The sequence below is a fragment of the Micromonospora sp. 4G55 genome, assembly GCF_016803375.1.
This window is the reverse complement of sequence record NZ_JAEVHN010000011.1, coordinates 22,427-34,000: the sequence shown is the minus strand read 5'-3', so window position 1 is coordinate 34,000 and position 11,574 is coordinate 22,427. Positions and strand designations below refer to the sequence as shown.

At 73.3% G+C, this 11,574-nt stretch carries 11 protein-coding genes and 2 pseudogenes; all 13 read right to left on the bottom strand.

Annotation, left to right across the window (positions count from 1 at the left end; all coding sequences use genetic code 11):
• A pseudogene (locus JNW89_RS02380) lies at window positions 1-667 on the bottom strand (VWA domain-containing protein); the annotation flags it as partial.
• Window positions 668-951: 284 nt separating this feature from the next.
• Window positions 952-2,075: pseudogene (locus JNW89_RS02375) on the bottom strand (AAA family ATPase).
• Between the two features lie 249 nt (window positions 2,076-2,324).
• A complete protein-coding gene (locus JNW89_RS02370) occupies window positions 2,325-2,627 on the bottom strand; it encodes a hypothetical protein (RefSeq protein WP_238447472.1) in 303 nt (100 codons plus the stop codon).
• A gap of 44 nt (window positions 2,628-2,671) precedes the next feature.
• Window positions 2,672-3,748: a DUF4314 domain-containing protein gene (locus tag JNW89_RS02365; RefSeq protein ID WP_238447471.1), complete on the bottom strand. Its 1,077-nt coding sequence runs from the start codon at window positions 3,746-3,748 to the stop codon at window positions 2,672-2,674.
• A complete protein-coding gene (locus JNW89_RS02360) occupies window positions 3,745-4,296 on the bottom strand; it encodes a hypothetical protein (RefSeq protein WP_238447470.1) in 552 nt (183 codons plus the stop codon). Before JNW89_RS02360 ends, JNW89_RS02365 begins: the two co-directional genes overlap by 4 nt.
• Before the next feature lie 439 nt (window positions 4,297-4,735).
• On the bottom strand, window positions 4,736-5,839 hold the full coding sequence (locus tag JNW89_RS02355) for a C40 family peptidase (protein ID WP_238447469.1): 1,104 nt from the start codon (window positions 5,837-5,839) through the stop codon (window positions 4,736-4,738).
• Window positions 5,836-6,345, bottom strand: a complete 510-nt coding sequence (locus JNW89_RS02350; RefSeq protein WP_238447468.1) for a hypothetical protein — start codon at window positions 6,343-6,345, stop codon at window positions 5,836-5,838. Before JNW89_RS02350 ends, JNW89_RS02355 begins: the two co-directional genes overlap by 4 nt.
• A 90-nt stretch (window positions 6,346-6,435) precedes the next feature.
• Window positions 6,436-6,693: a hypothetical protein gene (locus JNW89_RS02345; RefSeq protein WP_238447467.1), complete on the bottom strand. Its 258-nt coding sequence runs from the start codon at window positions 6,691-6,693 to the stop codon at window positions 6,436-6,438.
• Entirely contained in the window at window positions 6,690-7,283 is a 594-nt protein-coding gene (locus JNW89_RS02340; RefSeq protein ID WP_238447466.1) for a hypothetical protein, read from the bottom strand. The genes JNW89_RS02345 and JNW89_RS02340 overlap by 4 nt, the downstream gene beginning before the upstream one ends.
• Before the next feature lie 90 nt (window positions 7,284-7,373).
• Entirely contained in the window at window positions 7,374-8,012 is a 639-nt protein-coding gene (locus tag JNW89_RS02335; protein WP_238447465.1) for a GGDEF domain-containing protein, read from the bottom strand.
• Between the two features lie 97 nt (window positions 8,013-8,109).
• Window positions 8,110-8,955 (bottom strand): MarR family winged helix-turn-helix transcriptional regulator, encoded by an 846-nt coding sequence (locus JNW89_RS02330; protein WP_238447464.1) that lies wholly within the window; start codon window positions 8,953-8,955, stop codon window positions 8,110-8,112.
• Window positions 8,956-9,108: 153 nt separating this feature from the next.
• Complete coding sequence (locus JNW89_RS02325) at window positions 9,109-10,029, bottom strand: hypothetical protein (protein WP_238447463.1); 921 nt, start codon at window positions 10,027-10,029, stop codon at window positions 9,109-9,111.
• A 456-nt stretch (window positions 10,030-10,485) separates the two neighbouring features.
• A complete protein-coding gene (locus JNW89_RS02320; RefSeq protein ID WP_238447462.1) occupies window positions 10,486-11,304 on the bottom strand; it encodes a hypothetical protein in 819 nt (272 codons plus the stop codon).
• Window positions 11,305-11,574 lie beyond the last annotated feature (270 nt).

Genomic DNA, 11,574 nt, shown 5'->3' with positions numbered 1-11,574 from the left:
GCCGGGCGGCGAGGGTGCGGGCGGCGGCGCGTTCGGCGTCGGTGGGGTCGCGGCGTGTCCACGTCGCGGGCGCCGAGAAGCGGGCGGTGATCTGCTGGTCTCGGTATTGGGCTGGTGTCAGCCCGGCGGTGTGGGCCAGGTAGTCCGCGAGGGCTTGGGCGAGTAGGCCGGCGAACACCCCGGGGTCCGCGGTGGGCGGGTGCGGTTGGCGGTGTGGGTCGATGCCGAGGATGCGGCACCACCGCCACGCCAGGCCGATCATCTGCTCGGCATCGGTGTCGCCGGTCGTATGGGCCTGCCGCCACACGTCGCGCAGATGCAGCAGCCGTTTGCGGCCGAGGATCGTGGTGACGGCGGCGCGGACACCCTTGATGTCTTTCGCGGTGATGATGCGGGCGTCGACCCTGGCCAGGAGCAGGCCGGCGAGGTTGCCGGCGTGCCAGGCGTCGTCGACTGGCGCGTCGCCGGGGTCCAGGAGGGTGGTCACGGTGCGGCGCAGCCACCGCCGGTCACTGCGGCGGCGGGTGCGCTGCCGGTTCTCGACGCGGGACTCCTCGAGAAGCTCGGCGACGGTAGCGACGACGGGTGGGGTGCCGGGCGGGGCGGTCCACTGGCTGTGGGCGGCGTGGGCGGCTTCGTGTACGAGCAGCCCGTAGGCGGTGGGCACCAGGCGCTTGTGGCCGGCGCGGCGAGGGTCTGCCACATCGGGGGTGCCGATGTGGCTGGCGTCGACCTCGATACGGCCGCTGTCGGGGTAGAAGCAGGCGGGGGGCGCCGCCGCCCGCGCCGGGTGCGACGGTGACAGTCAGGTCAGTGCGGCCGGTCAGGACCGGGATGTGCCGGGTCCAAGCGGTGCTCCAGTCCTGCCAGTCCGGGTCGCCGGCGGTAGGGCCGGTGGTGCCGGATTGCAGGTGCCTGTGGGGATGGGGCATGACTGTTCTCCTCTCCGGTTCAGCGCTGCTTGCCGAGGGTCAGGGCGGTGATCTCGGTGCCGAAGTGCTGCCGCAGGGCGGCGGTGACCGTCTCGCGGTCGTGCTCGGGGGCGCGGCCGGCGAGGTTCGCCACGCCGTGGGCAGGCCGAGGGTCTTGCGGACGCGGGTGAAGCCGAGCAGCTCACGCAGCTGCGGCGCCCAGCTGACGTGTCCGGCGGCCAAGTCGTCGTTGAGCGCGACGGCGGCGGCCACGGCGGGGGCGGGGACGCCGAGGTGGCGGGCGAGTTCCCAGTCGGTGGTGACCTCGATGTGCACGTCGAACCGCGACGCCAGGGCCTCGGTCAAGATGGCGCCGTGCACACCCGGGTTGTGCCCGGCGATGACGTAGAACCCGTCGACGGCCTCGACGCGTTCGTTGCGGTAACCGGGGATCGTGATGACCCGCCGCCCGTCCATCGCGGGGTAGAGCACGGCGAGGACCTTCGGCGGGATGAGGGTGGCGTCGTCGACCAGCAGCGCCCGCCCCTCGCGCATCGCCGTGACGAGAGGCCCGTAGACGAACTCGAAGCCGCCGTCGGGCAGCGGGATGAAGGTGCCGAGGAAGTCCTCCACGACGGTGTCCCCGGTCCCGGCGACGGTGAGCAGGTCAGGGAAGGCGGCCTCGACCAGGGCTGTCTTGCCGGTGCCCGGCGGGCCGTAGAGCAGCACCGGGATGCGCTTGTCGCGCAGCCGGCGCAGCACGTCCACATCCGTCGCGCCGGCGAGCCTGCGCGGGAAGTATAGGTCGCCGTTGGGCCGGGCCACCGGCTGCCGCCGGTTCGAACGCCTGCCGCCGTTCGCTGGGGTGCGCGGCGCGGGTGGTGGCATGGTGCCGGCGGCGTCGATGCCGGCCTGGGTGATCTGGAAGCGGTGCGGGCCGGTGTGGTGGATGGCGTACCCGGCGGCGGCCATCTTCTTCAGCGCCTCGAACACCGCGCCGGTGGAGGGTGCGGAAATGGCGGTGGTGATCTCGCCGACCTTCAGTACCTGGTCGGGGTGGGCGGCGAGGTGGGCGGCGACCTGCCGGTAGAGGTAGCCGGGCCGGCGCTCGCCGGCCGATTCGGCGGCGGTGTCGGTGCTGGGTGATGGGGTTGCAGGGTCCATGCGGGGCCTCCTGTCATTGGGGGCCCGCGCACCCGTCTCCGGGTGCGCGGGCGGTGTAGTGCGGTACCGCGCGGCGGAGACGGATAGGTGCCGGGCGCGGCCCGTGACAGGGGCCGGCCAGCAACCTGAGGTACTCACATCAATGGGCAGCCCGCAGGGGCTGCCGGGTCGGGGTGCCGCCACCAACGGTGGGCGACGACAAGGAACGCACCCGGTCCCGGATCGATCAAGTCGTTCCGGTATCGGGCGCTACGGGCGGCAGAGGGTGACCTCGTGGCGGGGGCGGCGGGAGATCCGCACGGTCAGGCCGAATTCGCTGCCGTCAGACAGTTCCAGCCACACGCCGCGGTCGAGGGTCAGCACCCCGGCGTCGCGGTAGACGCGGGCGGAGGTGATGGTCACCGGGGTGCCGTCGTCATGGGTGAGTTGGGGCAGGCCGGCGTCATCGCAGAGCTCGTCCAGGTCGCCGGTGGTGAGCAGGTGCGTCACGAGGGCCTGCAGGATCTCCTCGTGGGCGTACCCGCCGAACTCGTCGTCGCTTTCGTCGAGCATGGCCAGTGCTCCTTTCGGTGTCAGGGATGGTGTCGGACAGGGGGTTAGGCCTCGGGTGCGGGTGGGTCGGGGATGTGGCCGGCGATCCGGTCGCAGTCGTAGGGATGCACCGCTATCCAGGTCCAGGCGCGGCCCATCACGACGTACCGGCCGTCCGGGTCGGGAGTGATCCGTTCGATGGCGTCCGGGTCGTCGTGCACCCGGGTCTCGTCGGCGACGATGACGTCGCCCTCGAACCACAGGCGGGCCATGGATTCGTCGACCATCCACTCCTGGCGCTCGCCGGTGATCCCTTGGGCGGCGAGGTGCTGCCGGTAGCGGTCCCGGGCGTCGGACTGGTCGGCGACGATCGCCTCCGCCACCTCGCGGGTACAGGTGAACACCGCCCACCCGTTCCACGTGTCGACCAGGGTGCCGACGAACCCGACCGGAATCCGCATGTCCCCGTCCGGGTTGGGTCTGCACGCCCAGTCCCCGGCGAACACACCCCGTCCGCCCAGCCGCACCCGGTCGGGGTGCACGTGGCTGAGGTCCCGGTCGTCACCGTCGGGGTGCAGGACCATGTGGCACTGCCGGGCAGCCTCGGCTTCGGCCGCCTCGTCGTAGCCGTCGCACCACGCCCACCGCGCCTGGTCACGCTGCCGCGCGGACAGCTCCGCCCATGCTGGGGCGTCGGGCGGTGCGTGCTCGGCGTACCGGTCGGAGTCCTCGGCCAGCGTGTATCGGTCGGCGGTCGGGAGCCCGTCGAGAACTCGCGGGTCAACGTCGTCGATACCGGCCAGGACCTGCCGCGCCACTGCGGTCACGTCGCCACGCGTGCGGCCGCCGAGGACATGCTGCGCCCACCACCCGGCGGCGTCCCGACCGGCCGCAGCCCCGGCGGCACGCAGCGCCCCGAGCACCCGCTCCCAACCCGCGGCGCTGACCGGGGCGGGCAGGCGGCGGACGCGGTCACCCTCGCCGAGCAGCATCGACAGGCAGGAGCCGCTGTCCCAGTCGACGTCGAGGACCTGCGTCTGTGGGTTGTAGCGGCGCACGGTGCCCTCGTCGCCCGGGCGTAGGAGGGTGTGCGGGTCGCTGGTGTGTTCCAGGGCGACCCGGTCGCCGGGCTGATAGCTCACTGCCGCCCCCCATCGTCCGAGACGTCGGTGTCGAGGAGGGCCGCGCAGCAGGCGGCGACGCCGTCGCAGACGCCGTCGGTGAAGCCGTCGCGCACCGTGTCGATGACCAGCGCCCGGTCGAGATCAGGCAGGTCGGACCAGGCAGGAGCGCCGGTCGGGGCGTGGGCCTGGTAGCGGTCGGCGTCGTAGCCGGCGACGTCAAAGCGGGGCAGCGTCCGCAGCACCTGCGCGTCGCTGCCGTCGATGCCCGCCAGGACGATCCTGGCGGTGTGCGCCTGCTCGGCCCGAGGGCGGTCGGCCAGGGCGTGCTGCCGCCACCAGCCGACGGCCAGCCGGCCCTCCCGCTCCCCGCGTGCCGCAGCACCAGCAGCACCCGCGGGTCCACCGGTGGCGTGGGTGGCTGCGGCGAGCCGGACGTCGTGGCGGTCTGGAGGCTGGGGTAGGGGGAGGCGGGGGTGGCCGGGTCGATCCAGTCGGCGGCGAGTAGCACCCCCTCCCGTCGGTAGCGGGCCGGCACGGTGCGCTCGTTGGTGACCCGGCGCAGCCACCCGGCCAGCTCCGCACGAATCTGTTGTGATGCGGTGACGTAACGGGCGCGGGCCTCGCGGGCCCGCCGGTTCGCCTCCTGCAGGTTCCGCCGATCCACGTGCGTGTGCAGGTCGAGCAGCCACTGATGCTCGACGGTGGGAATCCAGCCGGAGCGGGAGTCGGTGAGCAGGCCGCGCAGCGCCTCGGCGTAATAGTCGTCGCCGTACCGATGGAAATCACCGCCGTGGATCATGCGGTTCTGGATGTCCTGCAGTCGGCGGCCCAACGCCACCCAGTCGGTGTCGTCCTCGGGCCGGGTCCCCGGCTGCCGAGGGATGCTGGTGCTGGTGTCGGTCACGGTGATGTCCTTTCCGTGTGGTTGAGGTCAGAAGTGGTGGCGGCGCCAAGGACGCGGTCCTGCTAGCCGCGATCTGCAGCCGGTGTGCGGGGATTCGGGTGTCAGTCCACGACGCGGCCCACGGCGGCCAACTGGCTGGCCCACCCGGACAGCCGGCTGATCTTGACGACGTCGCCGCTGTGTGGGGCCTGCACGATCAGCCCCTGGCCGAGGTACATGCCCATGTGGCCGGGCCGTGAGGTGGTGCCGCGGCTGCCGGGGATGAACAGCAGGTCCCCCGGGCGCAGGTTCCGGTAGTCGTCGACCGCGGTGCCGGCGTGGACCTGCTCGCCGGTGGTGCGAGGCAGCCAGACCCCGGCCGCCCGGTACGCCTGCTGGATCAGGGAGGAGCAGTCGCATTGGCGGGCGGGGATGCCGGAGTGGGGTGCGGTGCAGTCCCCGCCGAAGGTGTAGGGGGTGCCGAGCTGGGCTAGGGCCCAGCCGATCGCGGTCACCACCTGCGGTGGGGTGCCCGGCGGCAGGGTGAACCCGGCGGGCAGGGCAACCTGTTCACTGCCGGGTTGGCCGTCGCCGCCGTCGAGCAGGCACAGCGGGTTGCTCATCGCCTGCTCCAGATCGGCGGCGACGGGCCCGGTTGGGGTGCCGCCGGTCAGGACGCGGACCAGGGCGATCGCGTCGTCCTCCCACTTGGCGTAGGCACCGGGGTAGGCGGAGCGCTGAACCGCCTGGGCGGCGTCGGTCAGTGCCATGGCCTGCCACCCGTCGACGGCCAGCAGCGCGGTGTAGAACTTCCCGGCCGCGTAGCGAGGATCCCCCAGTTGGGCGAGGGTGCCCCAGCCCTGGGAGGGTCGTTGCTGGAACAGCCCGATCGAGTCGCGGTCCCCGCCGGGCAGGTTGCGCAGGGTGGACTCCTGCATGGCGGTGGCCAGGGCGATGACCCACCCGCGTGGCGGCACCTTGAGCTCCGCGCCGACGGTGACGATCACGGCGGCGTGGGCCGTCTGGTCGCTGTTCCACCCGCCGGCACCGCCGCTCGTGGGTGCGGTCATGGGGGGCAGCAGCGGCTGCCCGTCCGGGCCGACCGCGCCATAGCAGGAGGCTGCGGCGGTGCCGCCGCCGGTGAACAGGGCGCCGATCCCGCCCGCGCACAGCACCAGCACGGCAATCACGGCGGCGGCGACGGAAGCCAGAGCCCGGGCGCTCATCGTGAGGCTCCCGCCGCCGGTTGCTGGCTGTCGCGCTGGGCGAGGCAGCGGCCCATGGTGGCGGGCGGGGGCAGGCAGCCGGTGAGCGGGTAGCGGGCGATGCGGCTGCCGTCGTCGGTGTGCACGGCGATCGTGTCGGTGCCCGGGTCCACCAGGTAGATCCACTCGACGTCGAGGTGCCCGGCGTGGCACAGCGGGAACACGGTGACCGGCTCCGGCGCGTCGGCGATGCTGTCGGTGGTGGCCGCCAGGGTCATGCCGACCCCGGGCACCGGGTGCTGGCCGGCGAACCCGGAGGTGGCGGTGATGTCCGGGTCGAGATGTTCCCAGTCGGTGGCGAGGATCGCGGTGATCAGCGCGCGCGTGTCCTGGCGGGCGTGGCCGGCCCAGATCGCGGCCAGCGTGGGCAGGACGACGCTCGGGTGGCCGGCGGAGAGCACGAACCGGGCGTGCACGAGGTGCGGGTTGTCCGGGTCGGTGGCGCCGACATAGCAGTGGGTGCTCACGGGACAGGGCTCCTTCAGCAACAGGCGATGATTCGGGCGCCCGCCGTCATGCATGCACGCTTGCATGCATGCATGACTGCGAGCTGGTCGTTACGGCTGGTCGGGGTGGGGCGGCCAGGTGGCGGGCGTGGCGCGCCAGCCGAAGATCGGGTCGGTGGTCTCGACCGATCCGCAGCGGGTGCAGCGGGTGTAGGTGTCCTCGCCGTAGCCGGCCATGGACGGCATCTCGTCGGAGGCGATCTCGTCGACGGCGCCGCAGACCCGGCAGCGGATGGACGCCCCGTCGGGTCCACAGGTGGTGAAGATCGGCTCGTCGGGGTCGCTGTGGGGCAGCACCTGGCCGGTCATGCCGTACCCGCGCTCGTGCTCGTGCTCGTCTGGGTGTAGCGGGCGGTGGCCGCGAGCAACGCGGTCAGGCCGGGGTGGGTGGCGGGGATGTCGCCCGGGTCGAGGGCCTCGTTGACGCACAGCAGCGGGTGGTCCTCGCCGCGCAGACGGGTGACCTCGTAGAGGCGGCCGTCGGTGTCGACGGCGTCGACACGGCGGGCCTGCCGGGGCTGGCCGTCGACCGTGAGGATGTCGTCGTAGCAGGCGGCCCACGCCAATAGCCGCGCGTGCGGCGCGGTCGCGCGGATCAGTCCGAGGATGGTGTGCAGAGTGGCGCGGTAGGGCGTCGGCGCATCCGGGTTGGACAGGCTGGCGGCGAGGCGGTGCAGCAGCGCGGGCAGCCCAGCCGGGTCGGTGAGCAGGTCGTCGCGGTGCAGCGGGAACTCCACGCTGTACATCTCGCGCAGCGACGCCGGCCCTGCGGTGGTGTCCAGGGGCCGGTCGTGGATGAGCAGCAGCGTCGCGGGCTGACCCCAGCCCAGCGTCTCGGCGTCGGCGTCGACGGCCAGGAGGCAACCGGCGAGGGTGTGCACGGCGTTGAAGGACAACACAGCGGTCTCCCTTGTCAGGGGCGGAAAGGGAAGGACCCCGCAGCCGGCGGCTGCGGGGTCCTCTGGCGTGCGAGGGGTCGTGGGGCCGGGTTAGTGGTAGTGGCGGTCGCGGCTGCGCCGCTGCGGCGGGGCGCCGCGGGGGCAGTACTCACACACGCCGCCGCCGGAGCGTTTGGCGTCGTACATGGCGGTGTCGGCCTCGGCGAGCAACTGCCGGGGGCTGGCATGCTGGCCGCGGGTGTGGGTGTGCCCGACCGAGGCGGGCACGCTGATGTCGCCGTTGACCACGCGGATCGGCGCGGCGGCGATGACCTGCCAGGCGGCGTGGGCTGCGGCCGCGGTGTCCTCGTGGTCGCCGGACACGAGCAGGGCGAACTCGTCACCGGAGAGCCGGGCCGCGACCTGCACGGGGGCGGGCAGACCGGCGAGGAGCCGGCCGACCTGGTCGAGCAGGACGTTGCCGGTGTCGTGGCCGAGGGTGTCGTTGACGGTCTTGAACCGGTCGAGGTCGAGCAGCACCAACCCGACCGGCGCGGTGTCGCCGAGGGCAGCGCGCAGGCGGGTGAGGAACAACCGCCGGTTCGGCAGGCCGGTGATCTCGTCGTGGGTGGCCTCGTAGCGGGCCACGGCGAGGGCTTGCTGCTGACGCCAGAGCAGGGCTCCGGACAGGGCGAGGCCGGCGAGGACCCCGCCGGCGGCGATAGCGATCGTGTGCAGGATGGAAGACAATCGGGAACGCTCCTTGTCTCGGAAGGAGCACCGGGGGCGGGCGTGAGGCGCCAACTTCGACGCCCGCCCCTGGGCTACCTGAAGAGGTGCCGGCGGGCTATCGGCTGCCGGTGGCGGGGGCGAGTTGGTAGGTGGCGGGCCGCTCGAGGGTCTGCACGGCCTGGCCGGAGGCGACGAGCTTGGTGGCGGCGTTGGCGACCGCTCCGGCGCTGGCCTTGGCCGCGCCGGTGCCGGCGTTCGCGGCGTCGACGAGCTTGCACAGCTCACTGGTCTTGTAGGCCCGGTCGGGGTGGGCTTCGAGGATGTCCAGCACCGTGCCCCGCAGGGAGCCCTTGGCCCGGCGGCTGTGTCCCATCGAGGCTGCCTCGTCCTCCGGGTCGGCGTCTGACTCGGCCCCGCGCTCGGCGTCGTCGTCGGGTACAGGGTCGGGCTGCTGGCCGTCGTGGTCGGACTCCCCCGACGGCGGCTGTTCGTCGTCCCGCCCGGATGACGTGGCCGTGCCCGACGGGGCAGGTGCGTCGCTGGCGGAAGCCGGGGGCTCGTCGGCGGCGTGCCCGTCTGTCGGTGCAGGGTGCTCGCCGTCGCGCTCGGGCGTGGCGGCGGTGTCGAGGGGATCGGTTAGGGCAGCGGTGTGCGGTGCCGCCGCAGCGGCCCCGCGGGGGGTCGCGTCGGCCGGTGCCTCGCGGGAGGGTGGCGTGGAGTGGGTGGTAGCGGTGGTGGTGCGGCCGGTGTCGGTCAGCCGCCACATGGTGCGGTTGTCGTCGGTGCGGAACCGTTCGGCCTGCCCGGTCTGCTCCCAGGCGCGCAGCTTCGCGGTGGCCGTGGAGTAGCCGAGGCCGGCGTGCTCGGCCACGGCCGTGGCGGTGGCCTCGCCGAGTTCGCCGAGCGCGGCGAGGACCTTGAACATGGTGTGCGCCGGCACGGACTCCGGTGCGTCGGTCATGGGCATGTCCTTTCGTGTGGAGATCAGCACTGATCCACGCTTCGAGCGCGGCTCTGATCAAGTGCGAGGACCGGATCTCGGGACACCCCGCAGATCACGGCAGTAGTCGGCGGCCTGACGGCCATGCACCGGGGTGCACGGGTGGCCGCTCGGCTAGAACGAGGGCTCGGCGGCGGCGGGAGTCGCCTGCCGGGGCAGCCGGCGGGCGGCGCCGAACCCGCGCGTGCGCGCGGCCACGGCGGTCAGGTGCAGCCGCAACCGGACGCGCACCGGCATGCAGGCGGTGGTGTCGGCGTGCCAGAACCACCGGTGGGCGCCGATGCTGTAGAAGCCGTCCCGGTCGGGGTAGCAGCGGTCGTCGACGTCGAGGAGGGTGTCGGCGCCGGTGTCGCGTTCCTCGAGCAGGACGAGGGTGTCACCGTCGAGGCGCAGCAGCGGGTACTCCCCGGGCATGGTGCCCCGACGCCACGGGCCGTCGAGGTCGGCGGCCATGCGGCGGGCGGTCGCCGGGTCGAAGCGGCAGATGAGGCCGCCGGCGTCGGTGGTGTAGCCGTCGGCTACCAGTGCGGGATAGGACCGGCCGGCGACCTGCGGCGAGGTGACCATGACGGGTCGCCAGCGGACGTCGGGCGGGGCGATGTCCTCGCGCCGGTCGAGGATCTGCACGCAGGAAGCGTCCAGCGTGTTGCCGGGCCAGGTGCCGGGTTCGATGGCGAGCCAGGGTCGCTCGAGGTCGCGGCCGGCGCGCAGGACGTCGATCAGCCGGCGCTCGCGGGGACCCGCCTGCCCGAGGGGCAGATACAGGTTCTCCTGCGTCGCTTCTTGCTCGCTGGCGGCGGTGGGATGCCACGAGGTGCTGTGGGCGCGCTGCTCATCGCCTTGTGCGGTGTGCCAGACGGGAACGCCGTTGGACCTCAGGACGCCTCTGGTGCCGGTGTGCGTCAGGGTCAGCGCCGGACCGGTGCGTTCGCCCGCGGCGAGCTGCGCCCTGGTGAGGCGGTGGGTAGGGCAGGCGAGGGCGTGTTCTGCCAACGGAAGCACGTCCTCGATGCGGAACCACAGTCGGGTGGACATCGCAAGGGGACCTCCTGTCGATGAAGACGAAGGGCGGAAGAGGAACAGGGCGGCCTGTCTCAGGCCAGGTGGGAGCGGGCGCCCCACGCCCGGGGCACCCGGCCTACGCAGCACTTGCGCTGGCCGGCCCGCCGCGGGGGTGCAGGGCGTGGCCGTCCGCGCGGGACGGTGCTGGTTGACGTATCTATCGGTCGCCACGCCGTCGGGGGCCGCCCGAGGCGACGGCGCCGGCTCGGCCGGCCGCGTCACTGCCGACCGGGTGCCGCTTGGCAGGTCCTGGTCGGCGAGGACGGCGTGCTGCGCCCGCGCGACAAGTCCTTGACATCGACGTACAGGTAGCGGGACATGGCGCTCGTCCCGTGTTCGTACCTGGGGCGTCGGGCCCTTGGGGGCGGAGGCACAGGCGGCCGGGCCCGCAGGGGTCGGCGCGCGTCCCTAGGAGGTGAGCGGTCGGGTCTAGAGAGCGACGGCGAGCAGCCGCTGGTCCGGGCTGACGGTCTCGAGGTGGGCCAGGGCTTGTTCGAGGTAGGTGATGCGGTGGGCGAGGGCGTCGCTGGCCGGGGCGAGCTTGCGGCCGTCGGCGGTGAGCATCGCGTCGCCGGCGACGGCGCTGGCGGCGCGGTAGTGCTGGTAGGCGAGCGGGCCGGCCTGGTACATCTCCAGTTCTCCGACGCCGGGTTGTCCGAGGCCGCCGGTGGCGGCGTGCAGGCGCATGGCGTGGACGCGGGGTTGGGCGTGGAAGTCCGCGATCGCGGTGTCGTAGGGGTAGCGGTCGGGGTCGGTGAGGTGCCGGGTTTCGAACGCCGGCCAGGGGCTGGCCGGGCGGGTGCCGTGCACGACCTGCTGCCAGATCTGGTAGCGGATCCCGGCGCCGACGGCGGCGGCGTGGCGCATGCCGGCCAGGTCGAGCAGCCGCACGGGGCCGCCCGCGCACGGCGCGGGGCGGCCCTTGCGCAGGCCGATCATGAGGTGGCGTTGCCACAGCCGCAGCTGCGGGACCGCCCAGAACAGGGGCGTGAGGGTGCCGGTGACACCGAAGTGCTTGTCGAGGTGGTGGGTGGTGAGCGCCTCGGCGGGCAGCTCGTCGGGGAGGCAGATGATCATCGTGGCGATGGTCGGGGCCGGTGTGACGGTCGGCCGTGCCGCGGCGGTGGCCCGGGTGGGGGCCGGTCGGGGCGCGGGCGCCGGGCTGGCCTTCGCAGGGGACGGTCGTGCCGGGGCGGCGGGCACGCGGCTGCCGTGGCGGGTCAGCGGTGTGCCGTTGACAGTGGACATGCGGGGTCCTCCTTCGTGGGGTGCGCGTGGGCGCGCAGGGGTGACCGGCCCACCGGGTGCATGGGTCGGGTCAGGCAGAGAAAGGGGAAGAGTGGTGCGGTGATGCGGGTGGTTGGTGCGACCTTGGGTCGCCGCGCGGGGCGCGTGCCGACCGGCCGGAGCGGGTGGGCGTCGTGCACCGCTTAAGTGCGGCGGGGATCCCTGAGGTGGGACCGAACCGGGGTGGAGCGATATGTGGGGTGTGGTGTTGCCGAGAAAGGTAGCCGCTGG